The organism is Streptomyces violaceorubidus, assembly GCF_000717995.1.
GTDB classification, from domain to species: domain Bacteria; phylum Actinomycetota; class Actinomycetes; order Streptomycetales; family Streptomycetaceae; genus Streptomyces; species Streptomyces violaceorubidus.
In genome coordinates, this window is record NZ_JODM01000044.1 from 14,524 (window position 1) to 32,761 (window position 18,238).

Below are 18,238 nucleotides of genomic sequence, written 5' to 3' on the forward strand. Positions count from 1 at the left end.
ACGTGAAACGCCCCATAGGATCACGTCGTGCGCACCCCCACCCCCCGTCTGCTCGCGGCCGCCGCCACCGTCCTCGCCCTCGCGGCGTGCAGTGGCGGCGGCGCGGTCGACGGCACCCCGGGCGGTTCGGGCGTGCGCGATCCGTACTTCCCCAAGGCGGGCAACGGCGGCTACGACATCGGCCACTACGACCTGGCCCTGGACTACGACCCCGGCACCGAGGCCGAGGCCGAGGCCGGGCATCTCAGCGGCACCGCGACGATCACCGCCCGCGCGACCCGGGACCTGTCCGCCTTCGACCTCGACCTCAAGGGCCTGGACGTCGAGGAGGTCACGGTCGAGGGCCGGCCCGCCCGCTTCAACCGGGCCGGGCAGGAACTGACCGTCCGTCCGGCCGGGGAGCTCGACGAAGGGGAGACGTTCCGGGTGACCGTCCGGTACTCGGGCGAGCCGGAGACGATCACCGACCCCGACGAGTCCGAGGAGGGCTGGCTGCCCACCGCCGACGGCGCGGTCGGGCTGGGTGAGCCGACGGGCTCGATGGCCTGGTTCCCCGGCAGCCACCACCCCTCGGACAAGGCGACGTACGACCTCTCGATGACCGTGCCGAAGGGCCTCGGGGTGGTCTCCAACGGCGAGTTGCGCGAGGAGCGGACCCGCAACGGCCGTACGACCTTCACCTGGCACACCGCCGAGCCGATGGCGAGCCACGTCGTCACCGTCGCCGTCGGCGCGTGGGAGACCGCCCGCTCCACCACGGACGACGGCCTGCCGGTGTACACGGCCGTCGACCCGACCCAGGCCGACGCGAGCCGCAAGGTCCTGAAGCGGATCCCCGAGATCATGGACTGGGCGCAGGAGAACTTCGGCCCCTACCCGTTCTCCTCCACCGGCGCGATCGTCGACCGCGACGAGGACGCCGGGTACGCCCTGGAGACCCAGAACCGTCCCTACTTCCCCGGCGCCCCGGACACCGTCCTGCTCGTCCACGAACTCGCCCACCAGTGGTACGGGAACTCCGTGAGCCCGAAGACCTGGCGGGACATGTGGCTCAACGAGGGCTTCGCCACCTACGCGGAGTGGCTGTGGGAGGAGGACCACGGCGGCGACACCGCCCAGGAGAGCTTCGAGGCGCTCTACGACGGGACGTACTACGAGGACGAGGACGCGAACGACTCGGTGTGGGCGTTCCCGCCCGCGGATCCGCCCGACGCGGCGCACATCTCCGAGAGCCCCGTCTACCAGCGGGGCGCGATGGTCCTGCACAAGATCCGCCAGACGGTCGGCGACGACGCCTTCTGGGACCTGCTGCACGGCTGGGCCGCCGCCCACCGCCACGGCAACGCGGACACCGGGGACTTCACGGCGTACGTGGAGAAGTCGGCGCCGGACGAGGACTTCACGGAGATCTGGGCGGACTGGCTGCGCGGGGACGGCCGGCCGGACTCCCCGTGAGCCGCCCGCTCCGCCGCCGCCGCCGCCTCATCCCTCGCCCTGGAGGGTTTCGAGCAGCAGGGCCAGGTCCGGCGGCCAGAGCGGCTCGGTCGCCGCGGCGAGTTCGGCCCGGCTCCACCAGCGCCAGGTGAGGATGCCGTCCGCGGCGTGGGCGGCGGCGAGGTCGGGGCCGGTGGGTTCGCGGCGGGGGCCCTGGGCGACGTAGATGTGCTCGTACTGGCGGACGGGGCCGACGCCCAGGTGGGTGAAGTCGTGTTCCCAGGTGCACAGCAGGGGGCCCGGTTCCAGGTCGCTCCAGCCGGTCTCCTCGCGCACCTCGCGCAGGGCGCCCTCGCGGGGGCTCTCGTCCGCCTCCAGCCCGCCGCCGGGCATCGCCCAGTGCACGCCGACCTCGACGTTGTCGTAGCGCAGGAGGAAGACCGCCCCCTCGGGGTCGAGCACGGCGACCCGGGCGGCGCGGCGCGGGGTGCGCGGGAGGGCGCTCTCCAGTTCCCTGCGCAGCACCGTGCACGGACGTCCGGCGCCGAGGTCCCGGCGGTGGTCCAGGACCGAGTAGCCGAGGGCGGTCCAGAAGGCGAGCCCGTCGGTGTTGCCGTCGAGGACGGCGAGCCGTACGGCGGTGCGGCCCACGGCGCGGAACCGGTCCTCTACGAGGGACACGAGCCGTCTGCCGTGGCCCTGCCGGGCCAGACCCGCGTCCACCATCAGCAGCCCGATCCACGGGTCCGGGTCCGACCGGTCGGGGTGCCGGGCGAGCGTCACCGCGATCCCGGCCAGTCGGCCCGCGTCCCTGGCGAGCAGCACCTCGGCGCCGGGCCGTGCCAGTTCGCCGGCGAGGGCGGCGGCCACCTGCTCCGGGCGGATGTCGTCCGGGTCGGGGAAGTCACCGCTGAGCGCGTGGAAGGCGCGGTGGGAGGCGTAGAGGGCGGTGAGTTCGGTGAGCACGGGGCCCGGGATGTCGTGGTCGGGGGTGAGCGGGAGCGGGGTCAGGATCACGGGGGCAACCTACCCGTGCCGCCGGACCCGTGCCGCCGGGTCCGGTCCAGGCCGCGGAGGCCGAGGACAAAGCGGTGGCGGACGTCGTCCGGCGCCCTGTGACGGGGCCGCGGCGCGTGGGCGGTCCCGGGGGCGTGACACCATCTGCTGCGTGCTCGACATCGGCTACGCCCTCTCCACCCGCTTCCCGGACCCGCCGCAGACGGACTACCGGCGCGCGGACGTCCACGCTCTGCGGCACGACCTGTTCTGCGGGGACGTGTACCTCGCCGACACCAAGGCGGACCGGGAGTTGTCCACAGCCTGGGGATGGGTGCCGGTGCTCGACTTCGCCTGGGCGCTGTGCGACATCGTGGAGCACATCGACCGGGACCCGGCGGGCTCCCGGGCCGCCCGGCCGCAGCGGGCGGAGCTGGACTTCACCGAGTCCACCGACCGCCTGCTCTTCGAGCGCCGCTTCGGCTGGGTCGACATCGAGGCGGAGTGGCTGCCGGCGGACGAGCCCCCGCTGTCCTTCTCCCACACCGAACTGCGCCGCGAGGCCCGGGACTTCCTCCACGACCTGCTCGCCGACCTCACCGACCTGCACGAGGACCTGGCGGACAACCCGGCCGTCTGGTCCCTCCAGGCCCGCTTCCCGCGGATGCCCTCCGCCTAGACAGCAGGGAGTCACTTCCGATGACCGCAGAGCCCGCGCCGTTCAAGCCTTCCCTCGTCAAAGCGGTGTTCCGGGACGTGACCCCGCTGCACGTCTCCCGGTCGGCCGCGCGGGCCGCCGCGTCGGTGACGCGGACGGTGCTGACGGAGATCATCGACGGCACGCGGAGGGTGGCGGCGGAGCAGTCCCGGAGGAAGCTGATACCCGGGGACCTGATCTCGGCGACCGACCGCGACGTCGAGCTGGAAGTGGGGGGCACGTGGTACGTCCACAGCCCGACGTTCCGATCTCGGACCGGTGAACTGTACGACGCCGACGGTGCCCTCGTCCCCCTTCGTCGGCGCAGGGGACCGCGCACCCCAAGTGCCGTGGCCGGAGCCCACCGGTTCGAGGCCGGGGTCAGGAAGCTGCTGCGGAGCCGGGGTGCGACGGCCGTCCCGGCGATGGTCCGCGACCTGGACGGCATCGCGAGCGTGTTCCTGACGGACCTCGCCCGGAGCGCGGCCGCGGTCGTCCGCGAGGGCGGGGTCACACGCTTCGGCACGGTCGTCCTGGGGACACCGGACGAAGCGGCCGCGCCCCCGTTCCCCAAGGATGTCCTCGGGACCCTATCCACCCGCACGGGAGACCGGCGGACCGTCGGCAGGGACGACGTCCTGGCCGCCACCACGATGGTGTTGTTCGGCGATCTCGGGAAGCGGGCCCTCACCGAAGCAAAGGTGTCCACACGAGACATCTCGGCCTCGACTGGCAACGAGGGCGACGTCTGAAGCGGTCACACCCAGGTGAGGTGCTGCCCACCGGGGCCGACGTGCAGCCGCATGCGGTCGGCCGATGGCCGTTGGTGAAGGTGGCCAGTGCATCCAGTGGGCCCCGCGCACGCGGCGGCCACTGGTGAGTTCCTGGTCCGTGACAGGAGGGATGCGAACGGTCCCCTCCTGTCCCTGCCCCGTGAGGGACCCCCCGGGCTCGTGGAGTTCGCCAAGCTGCACGGGTGACCAGCGCCCGCGATCGGCTCTGAGCTACCGGCCCTCGTCACCGTACTGGCGGGGGCCGGGGCTCTACCCCTGCCCCACCACCCGCACCCCGAGCTCCGCCGCGAGGACCGGGGCCAGGTCGAGGAGTTGGGCGGGGGTGATCACCGCGCCGGCGAGTCGGTCCACGCCGCGGGCCAGTTCCAGGGGGGCGGCGCCGCGCAGGTCGACGTCGGTGAGGGTGGCCGCGCTGAGGTCGGCGTCCTTCAGGGCGCAGTCCACGAACTCGACCCGCTCCAGGCGGGCGCCCCCGAAGTCGGGCTCGACCAGGACGCAGCTCTCGAAGACGACGTCCTTGAGGCGGGACCGGCGCAGATTGAGATAGTCGATCTTGCCGCCCCGGATCAGGACCCGTTCCAGTACGGCGCCGTGCAGCTGGGTGCCGCCGAGGCGGGCGTCGAGCAGCTCGACGTCGCGCAGGGTCGCCTCCGCGAGATTCGTGCCGACGCCCCGCACGCCGGTGAGGCGGGTGTCGAGCAGCCGGGCCCGGGGCAGCGACGCCTCGTCCAGCGCGCAGCCCGTCAGCGCGCAGTCCATGAAGCGGGCGCCCGCGCCGTCCTGGCCGGTGAGGTCCGCCTCCCGGAAGTCCAGCGCGTCGTAGTCCCCGTCCGGCTCCAGTGCGCCACCGTCCGCGCACGGCTCCAGCGGCGGCAGCCGCAGCTCCGGGCGCCTCGCCCCGCGCACCGTCGTCGTACCGCGCCCGCCCGCCGTGCCCGCCGTTCTCCTCGCCATGGCCCCATGCTGCACCCCGCCACTGACAACCTCGCCGACCTGCGGGAACACCTCTTCTCCGGGCCGCACGTCACATCCGGTGCCCCCGCGGCCGTCGTACGGGCAGGACAGGCGCCGCGCACGGCGGCCCGCGACCCGACCCGAGGGAGAACCCGAGCCATGCACCGCATCACCGTCATCGGCGGCGGCTTCGCCGGACTGACCGCGGCCATCACCGCCGCCGAGGCGGGCGCCAAGGTCACCGTCCACGAGGCCCACCACACGCTCGGCGGGCGGGCCCGGACCGCCGACGGCCCCTACCGCACCAACGACGGCCCGCACGCCCTCTACAACGGCGGCCCGCACTGGGCCTGGCTGCGCCGGCGCGACCTGATCGGCCCGCTCGCACCCATCCCGCCGCTGGAGGCGGCCCGGCTGCGGCTGCGGCACAAGGGGGCGCTGCGCCGCACCCCGCCGTTCGCCATGCTGAAGCTGCTGCGCCGGGGTGTCGGGCCGGCGCCGGTCGACACCGACTTCCTGACCTGGGCGACCGGGATCGCGGGCGAGGAGGGGGCGCGGGCCGCCGCCCACTACTGCGCGGTCGCCCTCTTCCACCACGATCCGGGCTCGCTGTCCGCGGCCTTCGTGCAGGAGCGGCTGCGCCGGGCCGCCAAGCTGCCGCCCGAGGCGCACTACCCGCGCGGCGGCTGGGGCGGGGTCGTCGACCGGATGGCCGCCCTGGCCTGGAACCTCGGGGTCCGGATGGAGACGCTCTCCCGGGTGGACACGCTGCCCACCGATACCCCCGTCATCGTCGCCACCTCCCTCGACGCGGCCCGCCGCCTGCTGGACGACCCCTCGCTGACCTGGCCGAGCGGCCGCACCACCCTGGTCGACCTGGCCCTGCGGACCCGGCGCGGCGACGCCTTCGCCGTCTCCGACCTGGACGCGCCGGGGTGGATCGAGCGGTTCACGGCGCAGGACCGCACGCTCGCGCCGGCGGGCGAGCAGCTGGTCCAGGGACAGATCCCCCTCGCCCCCCACGAGTCGAAGGCCGACGGCACCGCACGGGCCGAGCAGTTGCTCGACCTCGGTTTCCCCGGCTGGCGCGAGCGGCTGACCTGGCGGCGCGAGGCGGTCGCGAACGGCCGTACCGGCGCCGTCGACCTGCCCGGCACCACTTGGCGCGACCGGCCGGCCGTCGACCGCGGCGACGGCGTGTACCTCGCCGGTGACCAGGTCGCCTCGCCCGGTCTGCTCTCCGAGGTCTCCTTCAACAGTGCCCTGACGGCGGTCTCCCTCGCCCTCGGCCGCCGCGAGCTTGACCTCAAGCACGCTTGAGGTCGTTGGGTGGCAGGACGCACAAGCAACCCGTAGCGGCTCACAGCGGCTCGCAGTGGCTCACAGCAGTTCGCAGCAGCTCGCAGCGGCTCGCAGCGAGCCCGCTCCTTCCCTGGGGGACCGTCATGCACGCCATCCGTCTGCACGCCTTCGGCCCGGCCGGGAACCTCGTCCTGGACGAGGTGGAGGATCCGGCGCCGGGCCCCGGCCAGGTCCGCGTCGCCGTCCGCGCTGCGGGCGTCCACCTCCTCGACACCGCCCTGCGGGAGGGCTTCCAGGGCCCGGCGCCGGTCCTTCCCGAGCTGCCCACGATCCCCGGCCGGGAGGTGGCCGGCGTCGTCGACGCCCTCGGGGCGGGCACGCCGGAGCGCTGGCTGGGCAGGCGCGTGGTCGCCCACCTCGGCTTCGCCCCCGGGGGCTACGCCGAACTCGCCGTCACCGACCTCGCCCGCGTCCACGAGATCCCCGCGAACCTGGACTTCGCCCAGGCCGTCGCCATGATCGGCACCGGGCGCACGGCGATGGGGATCGCGCAGTTCGCCGAGCTGGGCCCCGGCTCGGTGGCCGTGGTCCCGGCCGCCGCGGGCGGCATCGGCACGCTGCTGGTGCAGTACGCGAAGAACGCCGGCGCCACGGTGGTCGGCCTCGCCGGCGGCCCGGACAAGACCGCGCTCGTCGCCGCGAACGGCGCCGATCTCGCCGTCGACTACCGGGACCCCGGGTGGCCGGCGAGGGTCCGCGCCCACCTGGGCGGCAGGGCGGCCACGGTCGTCTTCGACGGCGTCGGCGGGGACGTGGCGCGCGAGGCCGTCGCCCTGCTCGGACCCGGCGGCCGGCACCTGGTCTTCGGCTGGTCCGGCCAGGGCCTGCACGAGGGCACCCCCTACCTCGTCGACGGCGTCTCCCAGCAGGTGCTGGGCCCGGTGATGATGGCGAAGACGGGCGGCGCCGACCCCGTACGCACCCTCGAACTGCGCGCCCTCGCCGAGGCCGCCGAGGGCCGGCTCGCCCCGGCCGTGCGGCGCTTCCCGCTCGCCGACGCGGCCGCCGCGCACCGCGCCCTGGAGAACCGGGGAACGACCGGGAAGGTGGTCCTGGAGCCATGACCGACGACGGGCGGCACGGGCCCGCACAACGGGATGCGATACGTCCCGATCCGTGCTCTTCTGGCCAGATGAGTGGCTCCCGGACAGGTGAACCCGCCGCGCCTGCGGAGGCCGACCCCCGCCGCTGGTGGGGGTTGGTGGTGATCGCCCTGGCCCAGCTGATGGTCGTCCTCGACGCGACGATCGTGAACATCGCGCTGCCGTCGGCCCAGCGCGACCTCGACATGTCCGACGCCAACCGGCAGTGGGTGATCACCGCGTACACCCTCGCCTTCGGCGGCCTGCTGCTGCTCGGCGGGCGGGTCGCGGACCTGGTGGGGCGCAAACGCACCTTCGTCATCGGACTGATCGGCTTCGCCGCCGCCTCCGCGATCGGCGGCGCCGCCACCAGCTCGGTGATGCTCTTCGGCGCCCGCGCCCTCCAGGGCGTCTTCGCCGCCCTCCTCGCGCCGTCCGCGCTGTCCCTGCTGACGACGACCTTCACCGACCCGAAGGAACGCGGGAAGGCCTTCGGCATCTACGGCGCGCTGGCCGGCAGCGGTTCCGCCATCGGCTTCATCGTCGGCGGCGTGCTCACCGAGTACCTGAACTGGCGCTGGTGCCTGTACGTCAACATCCCGATCGCCGTCGTCGCGGTGATCGGCGCGTTCGCCCTGCTGCACGACCGGCCCGGCCACGCCGACGTCCGTCTCGACGTGCCCGGCGTGATCCTCGGCTGCGGCGGTCTCGTCGCCCTCGTCTACGGCTTCAGCGAGGCCCAGCCGCGCGGCTGGAGCGACCCGCTGGTGCTGGCGCTGTTCGCGCTGGCCGTGGTCCTGCTGGCCGCCTTCGTGTGGTGGCAGTCCCGGGCCGCGACGCCGCTGCTGCCGCTGCACGTCATCCGGGAGCGCAACCGCGCCGGCTGCTTCCTGACCATGATGCTGGCGGTCATCGGCATGTTCGGGCTGTTCCTGTTCATGACCTACTACCTCCAGGTCATCCTCGGCTACTCCCCGGTGCGGACCGGCCTGGCGTTCCTGCCGCTGACCGCCGCGATCGTCGTGGGCTCCACCCAGATCTCGGCCCGGCTGCTGCCGCACGTGGGCCCGCGCATGCTGATGGTCCCCGGCATGCTCCTCGCCTCCGGCGGGATGGTGATCCTCACCCGGATCACCGTGCACTCGGCGTACGTCTCCGAGATCCTCCCGGCGCTGCTCCTGATGGGCCTCGGCATGGGCCTGACCTTCATGCCGGTGTTCTCCACGGCCACCGCCGGGGTCGCCCCGAAGGACTCCGGCGTGACCTCGGCGACGGTCAACACCTCGCAGCAGGTGGGCGGCTCGATCGGCACGGCGCTGCTGAACACCATCGCGACCAGCACCAGCGCGTCGTGGATCACGGCGCACCTGACGAACCCCGCCCAGCGGGAGCTGATCGTGCGGGAGGGGATCGTGCACGGGTACTCGGTCGCGATCTGGGTGGCGGCCGGGATCATGCTGCTGGCGGGGCTGATCGCGGGCGTGATGGTGACGGCGAAGGCGCCCAAGCACGGGCTGCCGGCGGAGCGGGCGGTGCGGGAGCCGGTGGGCTGAGGGATATCCGCGTGACCGCGCGGGCGCCCGCCGGTAGCGTCCGGCGGTGTGATCGACGTACCCGAGCAACTCGCGACCGCACAGGCGAAGTACAACGGGGAGGCGGGGCGGGCCTTCGTCGAAGGGCTGCCCGCGCTGGCGGCCGGGTTCCTGGAGCGGTGGGGGCTGCGGCTGGACGGGCCGTCGATGCACGGCTGGGCGGCGCTGGTGCTGCCGGTCGTGCGCGCCGACGGCACCGAGGCCGTGCTGAAGCTCCAGCTCCTCGACCACGAGACCGAGGGCGAGCCCGTCGCCCTGCGGGTGTGGGACGGGGACGGCGCGGTGCGGCTGCTCGACCACGACGCGGCCACCGGGACCATGCTCCTGGAGCGCCTGGACTCCGGCCGGATGCTCAGCCACGTCGAGGACTCCCGCGAGGCCGTCCTGGTCCTCGCCCGGCTGCTCGCGCACCTCACCGCGACCCCGGCGCCGCCCGGTGTGCGCCGCCTCGGGGACATCGCGCGGGGCATGCTGGAGCGGACGCCCCACACCCTGGAGCGCATCCCGGACCCGGCGGACCGGCGGCTGGTCGCCGACTGCGCCGCGGCCGTGCGCGAGGTCGTCGACGAGCCGGGCGACCGGCTGCTGCACTGGGACCTGCACTACGAGAACGTCCTCGCCGCGGACCGCGCCCCCTGGCTGGCCATCGACCCCAAGCCGCTGGCCGGCGACCCCGGGTTCGACCTGCTGCCCGCCCTGGCCAACCGCTACGACCCGGGCGAGACCCGCTGGCGTTTCGACGCCCTGACCGATGTCCTCGGCCTCGACCGGGAGCGGGCCCGCGCCTGGTCCCTCGGCCGGGTGCTGCAGAACAGCCTGTGGAACGTCGAGGACGGCGACCCGCTGGAGACGGAGCAGATCGAGATCGGGCGGCTGCTGCGCGCCCTGTGAGGCCCGCGCCCGTCACCGGCCGTCCTCAGCACCGGGTGTCGGGGTGCGGCTCCCGCTCCGGGCGCGCGCCGCGCTCCAGCGCGCCCGGCAGCTCCGTCCTGCGCCGTATCCGCAGCTTGCGGTAGGTGCTGGTCAGGTGGGTCTCCACGGTCCGCCGGGCGAGGTGCAGCAGGTCGGCGATCTCGGTGTTGGTGCGGCCGTCGGCGGCCAGTTCGGCGATCCGGCGCTCGCTGCCGGTCAGCGCCCCCGTGCCGGTGCGGGACGCCGCGGAGCCGCGGGCGCCGCCCTCGCGCAGGGCCTGCCCGGCCAGGGTGAGCCAGCGCAGGGCGCCCTTGCGTTCGGCCAGTTCCGCCGCCTCGCGCAGCCGGGCCCGGGCGCGTCCGCGTTCGCCCGCGTCGAGGAGCTGGCGGCCCTGGGCGAGCAGCGCGGGGATCAGCTCCATGTCGGTGTCGGCGGGGGCGTCCCGCAGGGTCCGTACGGCTTCCTCGGCCAGTTCCAGCCCGCGGCGCCCGCCGGTCGCGGTGCCCAGCACGCGCAGGGCGCGGCCCACGGTGCGCGGGGTGTTCCACACCCGGGCCAGCCGCAGTTCCTCCGTCGCCAGGGCCAGCGCCTCGGGGCCGCCGCCCAGCGCCAGCCGGCACTCCGCGACGGCGGTCCGCCACGGGGTGACGACGGGGCTGACCACCTCGCGGGCCGCCTGGCGGCGCCCGCACTCCAGGAAGTCGTGCAGGGCGCCCGCCGTGTCACCGGTGGCGGCGCGCAGCACGCCCCGCGCGTACAGGTAGCGGTTCAGCTCCCAGTTCTCCGGGACCTCGCGCAGGTCGAAGCGGTCGGCGTGGCGCAGTGCCTCGTCGGTGCGGCCGGTGTGGACGAGGGCCATCAGGGCGTGGGCGTCCCGGTTGGTGGGGCCGGGTCCCGCGCCGGGCCCGGGTTCGGCGGCGAGGGCGAGCAGCCGGGCGTGGTCGCCGCGGGCGGCGACGATGTCGGCGCGGGTGTTGAGCAGCGCGTGCTGCATCGGGTGCAGCAGGGCGGGGTGCTGTCCGGCCAGGCCGCGTTCCACCAGCCGTTCGGCCTCGTCGAGTTCGTCGGCCCACTGGGCGACCGCGGCGGCCGTACCGAGCAGGAAGGGTTCGGCGAGCGGGTCGGTGGGCTGGGCGAGCAGGTCCCGTACCCGGGTCATCGCCTCGTCGGCGGAGATCAGCGCGGCCGTCGCCGCGTAGCGCACCAGCAGGGCCTGTCCGGCGGTGCCGACCAGTTCCGGGGAGTGCCGGCCGGTCTCGGACAGCCAGCGGTACACCTCCTGCCGGGTGGCCAGGTCCTCGTCGGACAGCAGCGCGGTGGCGGTCTGCAGGGTGCGGGCCAGGCCCGGGTGGCCGGACAGCCGGCCCTCGGTGCGGCGCAGCACCTCCATCGCGGTGCGGATCTCGCCGCGGCCGGCCAGGGCGGTGCCGAGGGCGACGGCCGTGCGCACCCGGTTGCGGGGGTCGGCCGGCAGGTGCTGGGCCTCGGCGAGCCGCGCGATGGCGGCCGGAGTGTCGGCCGACGCGTACTCCAGGGACCCCAGTTCGGTCAGCAGGCGCTGCCGGAGGCCGTCCGTCAGCGGCTCGTCCAGGGCCCGGCGCAGGTACCTGACGGCGTCGGCGGGCCGTGCGTCGTGCACGGCGACGGTCACGGCGTCGCGCAGGACGCGCAGTGTCCAGGACCGGCCGACGGCCGGGGTGCGCAGCAGGTGCCGGGCGACCGCCTCGACCCGGTCGCCGCGGCGCAGCATCGCCTCCGCCGCCGCCCGGTGCACGGCCTCGCGGCGCGGCCGGGGCCAGCCGCTCAGCACGGCGTCGCGCAGCAGCGGGTGCGCGTAGCGGGGGCGGTCACCCGCGTCGGGGCGCAGCAGCCCGAGCCGGGTCATGGCGGCGAGCCAGCCCTCGATCCGCGCGGGATCGGCCCCGGCCGCCTCGGCGAGCACGTCGACCGGGTCACCGGCCGACCCCTGCGCGGGGGGCGGGGAGGGGGTGCGCCACAGCGTCGTCCGGTGCGGCGCGTGCGCGGGCGGATCGGTACGGCCGTAGGCGGCGCCGGGGGCGGACGGCGGCCGTTCGTCGTGCGGGCCGTACGGGTCGTAGGAGTCGTAGGAGTCGTGGGAGTCGTGGGAGTCATGTGCGTCGTAGAGGTCGTCGACCGGATGCGCCGGGCCCCACGGCGCGGACGGGCCGGACGGGCCAAACGGGCCAAACGGGTGGGGCAACTGGTCGGCGGGCTCGGCGGGGTGCGGGTAGGGGCCGTGCTCCGGGGGCTCGGCGCCGGGGCCGGGTCGGCCGGACAGCGGTGTCCGCGGATCCGCGCCGCCGCCCCCCGGGTCCGCGCTCCACACGTCCCGGCAGCCCGGGGCGATGTCCCGGGGCCCCCGCGTCCGCGCCGCCACCGGCTCGTGGGGGTGCCGGCGCGCGGTGTCGAACGACGGGGCCGTTCGGTACGCGCTGCCCAACGGCGACGCCTGCCGGTACACACCGTCCGACGGCGGCGCCTGACCGTACTCGGCGACCGACGACGCCTGCGCGTACGTGGCGCCCAGCGGCGACGCCTGCCCGTACGCGCCTTCCAACGGCGACGCCTGCCGGTACACACCGTCCGACGGGGGCGCCTGACCGTACTCGGCGGCCGACGACGACGTCCGCTGCTGCGGCAGGGCATACCGAAGCGCGGCCCGGTGCCGCGGCGGGCCCGCGGGCCAGGCCTGCTCCAGGGCCGCGAGGCAGCGGGCCACGTCGGCCGTCGCCGGGCCCGCGCTCCTCAGCCACCAGGAGACGGCGGCCGGGTACGACCCGGGGTACAGCGCGGCGCAGCTCTCCGGCACCGGCGGGACGCCGTCGGGCTGCGGGGTGCCGCCGAGGTCGTCCAGCAGGGCGTGCAGGAGCAGCGGACTGCCCGCCCCGGCCCGCACGCACTCCTCGACCCACCGCGCCGACGCGGCCGGGAAGGCGTCGCGGACCAGCCCGGCCGCCGCCGCGTCGCTGAGCGGGGCGAGGGTGTGGGTGCGCACCAGGGACGGCGACAGCGCCTGCGTGAGTCCGGCGGGCCGCGGTTCGACGTCGTACTGGCTGCGCTCGGTGGCGACCAGCAGGACCGGTAAGTGGTCGACGTGCCGGGCCGCCTCCGTCAGCCAGCGGCGCGAGGGGTCGTCGGCGAGGTGGACGTCGTCGACCGCCACCACCACCGGCCCCTTCGCCGCGTACGAGCGCAGCAGCCGCCACAGCCGGGCCGCGCTGCCCCGGTCGTCGCCGCCCGGCGTCATGTCGGTGAACTCCGGTACCGGGCCGAGGAGATGGAGGACCATGGCGAAGGGCACCGGGGTGTCCTCGGGCGAGCAGCGCACGCGCAGCACCCTGAGGCCGCGGTCCTCGGCGTGCCGGGCGGCGGTCTCCAGCACGGCGGTGCGTCCGGTGCCGGTGGCGCCGCGCAGCAGGACGAGGCGGCCGGTGCCGGCCCGTGCGCGCTCGATCTCGGCGGCCAACAGCGCGCGGGCGTCGTCGCGTTCACGGAGCGGTCCGGTCATCGGTGCCTCCTGTGGTGGACGGTGCTCCCCCGGTGGGTGAGACGAGCGTCCGCGGTGAACGGTGGTGCCGAGTGGCGCGGGTCACGGTGGCGCGCGGCACTCCCCACGGGCCGCCTCCCCCTCGCGGTACCCCGCCGACCTGCCGGGACGCCCGCGCGGTGGCCCCTCGTGGCGGTCGGCGCGCTGGTCTCGTGGTGTGCCTCGTGGTGCTCCACGATTGCGAAGTCCCAGCAGCCCCATGAGTGTGGAAGACGCACATCCGCTACCGGCCTGTGCTGGACGGCGGGCACGTGAACAGGGGGGAAACGGATGCTCAACTCACCCCGGAACACCACCACATCCATGGCGTCCACCACGTCCACCGCCGCCGCCCACGGGACCGGGAAGGCGGTCGGCGTCGTCGACCGGCGGGTGCCGGTGGCGGTGTCCGCTCCGGACCCGATCAGCCGCGAGGGCGCGGTCAGCCAGTTGCGCCGGCACCCGGAGATCGACCTGCGCGAGGAGTCGGGGCCCGGCACGGTGGCCCTGCTCATCGAGGACGCGCTCGACGACGCCGCGCTCACCCGGCTGCGCCGGATCGTGCGCAGCGAGGGCGCGCGGGCCGTACTGGTGATCGGCGCGATCCGGGAGAGCGAACTGCTGGACGTCGTCGAGTGCGGCGTCGGTGCCATCGTCTGGCGGCACGAGGCCACCGCCCACCGGCTGGTGCAGGCCGTGCTGGCCGCCTCCCGAGGCGACGGCGACCTGCCCGCGGACCTGCTGGGCCGGCTCATCAGCCAGGTGGGCACCCTGCACCGGGGCGCGGCGGGCCGCCCCGGCGCCCCCTCGCTGGGCCTCGCACCCCGAGAGGTGGACGTCCTGCGGCTGGTCGCCGAGGGTCTCGACACCGGAGAGATCGCCGGCAAGTTGTCCTACTCCGAACGCACGGTCAAGAACGTCATGCACGGACTCACGACGCGGCTCCATCTGCGCAACCGCGCCCACGCCGTGGCCTATGCCCTGCGGGAAGGCTACATCTGACCGAACGGGCAATCGAGAGCGGGCCCTTCGGTCCCTACGGGCAGGGCATCGTGCCCGGCCGTCGTCCCTGGCGCGCGTGCGACCGGGACGGACCGGAGGAACGATCGGTGACGGGCACCGGTGGAGGCCACCGGTGACCGGCGGCAGCGGGCGAGCCGTACGGACTCAAGTGCGGCCAGGGCAGGAGCGCGAGCGTGATCCACGAGGTGGACGAGGTCCTCAAGGCCCTCCTCAAGAGCGGGGCCTTGACGGACTCGGGCATCGACGTGGCCTTCGAGGCACCCACCCGTGACTGGTCGGCCCGGCGCAACGGACCTGTCGTCAACGCCTACTTGTACGACATCCGCGAGGACGTGGGCCGTCGGCACCGCGGTCAGGTGGCGGTGCGCGACCAGGACGACATCGTCGTCAAACGCCGCCGGCCGCCGCGCTGGTTCCGGCTGTCGTACCTGGTGACGGCCTGGACGAAGACCCCGCAGGACGAACACCGGCTGCTGTCCGCCGTACTGGCGACGCTGCTGTCCCGCGAGCAGCTGCCCCCTTACGAACTCCCCGGCGCGCTCGGCTCGATGGGCCTTCCCGTGCCGATGACGGTGGCCGGCGTCCAGACCGAGTCCCGTTCCCTCGCCGAGATCTGGTCCGCCCTGGGCGGCGAACTGAAGCCGTCCCTCGACCTGGTGGTGACGGTGCCCTTCCCGGCCTACCCCGACTACGACGCCGGGCCCCCGGTCACCGAGGGCGCGACGGTCCGGATCGGCGGCAGGGAGGGCGACCCGCCGATGTCCGAGGGACGCTCGCACCGGCCGCACCAGGTGGCGGCGGGCCGCGCCGCCCGCAAGGCCGTGACGGACGGCCGCACGAAACGACAGTGACGACAGTGACGACCGCGAACACCCACACTCCCGCCGCCTCCGCCTCCGCCCCCACCCCCGGTGCCGGCACCGGCACCGAAACCGGAACCGGAACCGCCACACCGGTCGCCGCGCCACCCGGCGGTTCCGGCCAGGCGCTGCTCGCCCGGCTCGGCGTCCTGCGGGAACGGGTGAGCGCGCTGGTCGAGCACCGCACCACCGACGACCCCACGGCCGACGACCCGCTGCGCGGCCTGTACCTGCCCGACGAGGCCGTCCACCACCTGCTGCGCACCTGGCCGTCAGCCGACGCCGGACCCGCGGCCGTGCCCCTGGAGCCCGTCTCCCGGGGCACTCAGGGCGGCCCCGGGGACCGGCTGGCCCGGCTGGCCGGGACGGCGCGGCTGACCGAGCTGGACACCGCCGTCCTGCTCGTCGCCCTCGCCCCCGACGTCGACCGCACCTTCGAGCCGCTCTACGGCTACCTCAACAACGACGTGAGCCGCCGGCGCGCCACCGTGGGCCTCGCCCTCGACCTGTGCGGGGTGCCCGCGCACGTGGCGACGGCCCGGGCCCGGTTCCACAGCTCGGCCCCGCTGCGCGCCCTCGGCCTGCTGGAGGTCGAGGAACCCGAGCGCCCCTTCCTGAGCCGTTCGCTGCGCGTCTCGGACCGGCTCGTCGGCCACCTCCTCGGCGACGACACCCCCGACGCGGCGCTCCTCGGCCTGCTGCTCCCGATGCCGGACCCGCTGCCCGCCGCGGGCGACGACGCGTTCGTGCGCCGCCTGACCGCCCGGCTGCGGAACGGCCCGCTCACCGCCTACCTGCGCGAACCGCGCGAGGGAGACGGCCTGGCCGCCCTCTCCACCGTCCTGGACGCCGCGGGCATCGCCGCGCTGCGCTGCACCGACCCCGCGGACCACGTCCCCGAGCTGCTGCGCGAGGCCCGCCTCGGCGGCCGGGCGATCGTGGTGTCGGGCCTGCCCGAGAAGCCGGGCCCGTTGGTGCGGGCGCTGACCGCCGCGACCGGCGTCACCGTCCTCATGGCGGACCCGCGCCCCTACGACCCGCACTGGGCACCGGCCGACCCGCTCGTCCTGGACGCCCCGGGCCGCCGGGCCGGTGGTGTGGCCGCCTGGCGGGCCGCGCTGGGCGCCGACGCCGACGGGTTCGACCTGGCCACGGCCGTCGCCCCGTACCGGCTCGGCGGCGACCGCATCCAGCGGGCCGCGCGCACCGCCCAGACCCTCGCCGCCTTCGACGGCACCCCGGTCGACGCCGAGCACGTCCGGCTCGCCGCCCGGCGGCAGTCGGCCTCCGGGCTGGAGAGCCACGCCCGCCGGATCCGGCCGGACGTGGACTGGCAGGACCTGGTGCTGCCCCACAAGCCCCTGGTCCAGCTCCGCGAGCTGGCCCTGCGCGCCCGCCACCGCGACCGGGTCCTGGGCGACTGGCGGCTCAGCGCGGGCGGCGGCCGGGGCCGCGGCGTCCTAGGCCTGTTCGCGGGCGAGTCCGGCACCGGCAAGACCCTGTCGGCGGAGGTGGTCGCGGCCGACCTGGGCCTGGACCTGTACGTGGTCCAGCTGTCGTCCGTCGTGGACAAGTACGTCGGCGAGACCGAGAAGAACCTGGAGCGGATCTTCACGGAGGCCGACCGCACCGACGCCGTACTCCTCTTCGACGAGGCGGACGCCGTCTTCGGCAAGCGTTCCGAGGTCAAGGACGCGCACGACAAGTACGCCAACATGGAGAGCGCCTACCTGCTCCAGCGCCTCGAGTCCTTCGACGGCATCGCCCTGCTCACCACCAACCTGCGCGCCAACATCGACGAGGCGTTCACCCGCCGCCTGGACCTGGTGGTCGACTTCCCGTTCCCGGATCCCGACCAGCGGCTGGCGCTGTGGCGCCACAGCCTGTCGCGGGTGCCGTCCGCCGACGGCATCGACCCGCAGCCGCTGGCCCGGGAGTTCGAGCTGGCCGGCGGTTCGATCCGCAGCGCGGTGGTCACGGCCGCGTACCTCGCCGCCGGACGCGACGACATGGTGACGGCGGACGACCTCCTGGAGGGCGCCCGCCGTGAGTACCGCAAGGCCGGGAGACTGGTCCCGGGGGAAGGCGGCTGGTGACCGCCGGGACCGCCCGGTCCCTCAGTCCTTCTTCGGGTGGATGATCTCCCACTCCTGGTCGTCGACGTTGCTGCAGTTGTCGAGCACCAGCTTGGAGAAGAGGGCGCCGCCGTTCGTACCCTCCACGCCGAGGCACTTCTGGTTGCTGGAGAAGTTGCGGATCCAGTAGGCCCCGCTCTCCTGCTTGTCGACCCACCAGAGCTGGTTGTCGGTCGAGGTGGTGCTGTCGCAGTGGAATTCGGTGACGGCCGTTCCCACGGCGGCGGCCCCGTGGTCGGGCAGGTCCATGCAGAACCTGTCCTTGATGTTCCGGATCTGGAAGAGCGGCGCCCCGCCGGGGCCGCCCTTGTCGTACTTCACCTCGAGGTCCCAGATCTGGTTGTCCCCGTCGGTGTCGTCGCAGACGGCCTGCTGGACGGGCCCGTCGGGGACGCCCTTCTCCCGGCCGGGGAGTTCGGCGCACATGTGGCTGACGGTGTTCCGCAGCAGGATGTCCTGGGCGGGGACCACCGGCTTCACGGTCGGCTTCTTGGACTCGCCACCGCCACCGCCACCGCCCTTGTCCCCGTCGCCTCCGGTGTCCTTCTCCGGCTCCTGCGTGGCCGGCGGCTGAAGCACCGGCGACTCCTGGGCGGGCGCGGACTCGGCGGTGCTCGGAAGGGCTTCCGGTGTGGCGCTCGGGCTGGGCGCGAGGGCGGCACCGGCCTGTTCGGTCTGCTCGGTGGCGCTGGTACGCACCTGCGGCTTGTACGCGATCCAGATCATCACGAACGCGATCGCCAACGCCAGAAAGATCCCGAAGAACGTCGCCAGCCAACGCGGCAGAAACCCCCGCTGGATATACGTCCCCTCGACCTCGGTCGGATCCACCCCCGACCGGCGCACCGCC

General features: G+C 74.8%; 14 protein-coding genes and 1 pseudogene. 11 read left to right on the forward strand and 4 right to left on the reverse strand.

Annotated features, from left to right (window positions below; all coding sequences use genetic code 11):
- The first annotated feature begins 27 nt into the window (after positions 1 to 27).
- Positions 28 to 1,455: a M1 family metallopeptidase gene (locus IE94_RS0131885; protein ID WP_030191282.1), complete on the forward strand. Its 1,428-nt coding sequence runs from the start codon at positions 28 to 30 to the stop codon at positions 1,453 to 1,455.
- Positions 1,456 to 1,482: 27 nt separating this feature from the next.
- Here IE94_RS0131885 and IE94_RS0131890 read toward each other — a convergent pair whose 3' ends face one another.
- Positions 1,483 to 2,451 carry a bifunctional GNAT family N-acetyltransferase/NUDIX hydrolase gene (locus IE94_RS0131890; protein ID WP_030191284.1) on the reverse strand — a complete coding sequence of 323 codons (969 nt, stop codon included), beginning with the start codon at positions 2,449 to 2,451 and terminating at the stop codon, positions 1,483 to 1,485.
- A gap of 151 nt (positions 2,452 to 2,602) precedes the next feature.
- On the opposite strand from IE94_RS0131890, the gene IE94_RS0131895 reads away from it, so the two are divergent.
- From IE94_RS0131895 to IE94_RS41340, 3 genes and pseudogenes are all read left to right on the forward strand, one after another.
- On the forward strand, positions 2,603 to 3,109 hold the full coding sequence (locus IE94_RS0131895) for a hypothetical protein (RefSeq protein ID WP_030191286.1): 507 nt from the start codon (positions 2,603 to 2,605) through the stop codon (positions 3,107 to 3,109).
- Between the two features lie 20 nt (positions 3,110 to 3,129).
- Complete coding sequence (locus tag IE94_RS0131900; protein ID WP_030191289.1) at positions 3,130 to 3,879, forward strand: hypothetical protein; 750 nt, start codon at positions 3,130 to 3,132, stop codon at positions 3,877 to 3,879.
- A 64-nt stretch (positions 3,880 to 3,943) separates the two neighbouring features.
- Positions 3,944 to 4,107, forward strand: a pseudogene (locus tag IE94_RS41340) (DUF397 domain-containing protein).
- A gap of 63 nt (positions 4,108 to 4,170) precedes the next feature.
- Here IE94_RS41340 and IE94_RS0131905 read toward each other — a convergent pair.
- A complete protein-coding gene (locus tag IE94_RS0131905) occupies positions 4,171 to 4,875 on the reverse strand; it encodes a pentapeptide repeat-containing protein (protein WP_106978113.1) in 705 nt (234 codons plus the stop codon).
- Positions 4,876 to 5,034: 159 nt separating this feature from the next.
- Here IE94_RS0131905 and IE94_RS0131910 point away from each other — a divergent pair, with 159 nt between their 5' ends.
- From IE94_RS0131910 to IE94_RS0131925, 4 genes are all read left to right on the forward strand, one after another.
- Entirely contained in the window at positions 5,035 to 6,195 is a 1,161-nt protein-coding gene (locus tag IE94_RS0131910) for an NAD(P)-binding protein (protein ID WP_030191294.1), read from the forward strand.
- 125 nt (positions 6,196 to 6,320) lie between these two features.
- On the forward strand, positions 6,321 to 7,301 hold the full coding sequence (locus tag IE94_RS0131915; RefSeq protein ID WP_030191296.1) for a zinc-binding dehydrogenase: 981 nt from the start codon (positions 6,321 to 6,323) through the stop codon (positions 7,299 to 7,301).
- 68 nt (positions 7,302 to 7,369) lie between these two features.
- Entirely contained in the window at positions 7,370 to 8,872 is a 1,503-nt protein-coding gene (locus IE94_RS0131920; RefSeq protein ID WP_030191298.1) for an MFS transporter, read from the forward strand.
- Between the two features lie 48 nt (positions 8,873 to 8,920).
- On the forward strand, positions 8,921 to 9,802 hold the full coding sequence (locus IE94_RS0131925; protein WP_030191300.1) for an aminoglycoside phosphotransferase family protein: 882 nt from the start codon (positions 8,921 to 8,923) through the stop codon (positions 9,800 to 9,802).
- 25 nt (positions 9,803 to 9,827) lie between these two features.
- On the opposite strand, the gene IE94_RS0131930 is transcribed toward IE94_RS0131925, so the two are convergent.
- Positions 9,828 to 13,352 (reverse strand): helix-turn-helix transcriptional regulator, encoded by a 3,525-nt coding sequence (locus IE94_RS0131930; RefSeq protein ID WP_030191302.1) that lies wholly within the window; start codon positions 13,350 to 13,352, stop codon positions 9,828 to 9,830.
- Between the two features lie 309 nt (positions 13,353 to 13,661).
- Between IE94_RS0131930 and IE94_RS0131935 the strand changes: the two genes are divergently transcribed.
- From IE94_RS0131935 to IE94_RS0131945, 3 genes are all read left to right on the forward strand, one after another.
- Positions 13,662 to 14,372 (forward strand): helix-turn-helix transcriptional regulator, encoded by a 711-nt coding sequence (locus IE94_RS0131935; protein ID WP_030191308.1) that lies wholly within the window; start codon positions 13,662 to 13,664, stop codon positions 14,370 to 14,372.
- A 194-nt stretch (positions 14,373 to 14,566) separates the two neighbouring features.
- Positions 14,567 to 15,244 carry a Pvc16 family protein gene (locus tag IE94_RS0131940; RefSeq protein ID WP_030191310.1) on the forward strand — a complete coding sequence of 226 codons (678 nt, stop codon included), beginning with the start codon at positions 14,567 to 14,569 and terminating at the stop codon, positions 15,242 to 15,244.
- A gap of 5 nt (positions 15,245 to 15,249) precedes the next feature.
- Positions 15,250 to 17,349, forward strand: a complete 2,100-nt coding sequence (locus IE94_RS0131945; protein WP_078606647.1) for an ATP-binding protein — start codon at positions 15,250 to 15,252, stop codon at positions 17,347 to 17,349.
- 21 nt (positions 17,350 to 17,370) lie between these two features.
- On the opposite strand, the gene IE94_RS0131950 is transcribed toward IE94_RS0131945, so the two are convergent.
- The coding region (locus IE94_RS0131950) for an RICIN domain-containing protein (protein WP_030191313.1) at positions 17,371 to 18,238 on the reverse strand (868 nt) is incomplete at its 5' end.

Excerpts from the sequence above, each read along its gene's own strand:
- IE94_RS0131900 (WP_030191289.1), top strand. The coding sequence starts at position 3,130 with ATGACCGCAGAGCCCGCGCCGTTCAAGCCTTCCCTCGTCAAAGCGGTG.
- IE94_RS0131905 (WP_106978113.1), bottom strand. The coding sequence starts at position 4,875 with ATGGCGAGGAGAACGGCGGGCACGGCGGGCGGGCGCGGTACGACGACG.
- IE94_RS0131910 (WP_030191294.1), top strand. The coding sequence starts at position 5,035 with ATGCACCGCATCACCGTCATCGGCGGCGGCTTCGCCGGACTGACCGCG.
- IE94_RS0131915 (WP_030191296.1), top strand. The coding sequence starts at position 6,321 with ATGCACGCCATCCGTCTGCACGCCTTCGGCCCGGCCGGGAACCTCGTC.
- IE94_RS0131920 (WP_030191298.1), top strand. The coding sequence starts at position 7,370 with ATGAGTGGCTCCCGGACAGGTGAACCCGCCGCGCCTGCGGAGGCCGAC.
- IE94_RS0131930 (WP_030191302.1), bottom strand. The coding sequence starts at position 13,352 with ATGACCGGACCGCTCCGTGAACGCGACGACGCCCGCGCGCTGTTGGCC.
- IE94_RS0131935 (WP_030191308.1), top strand. The coding sequence starts at position 13,662 with ATGCTCAACTCACCCCGGAACACCACCACATCCATGGCGTCCACCACG.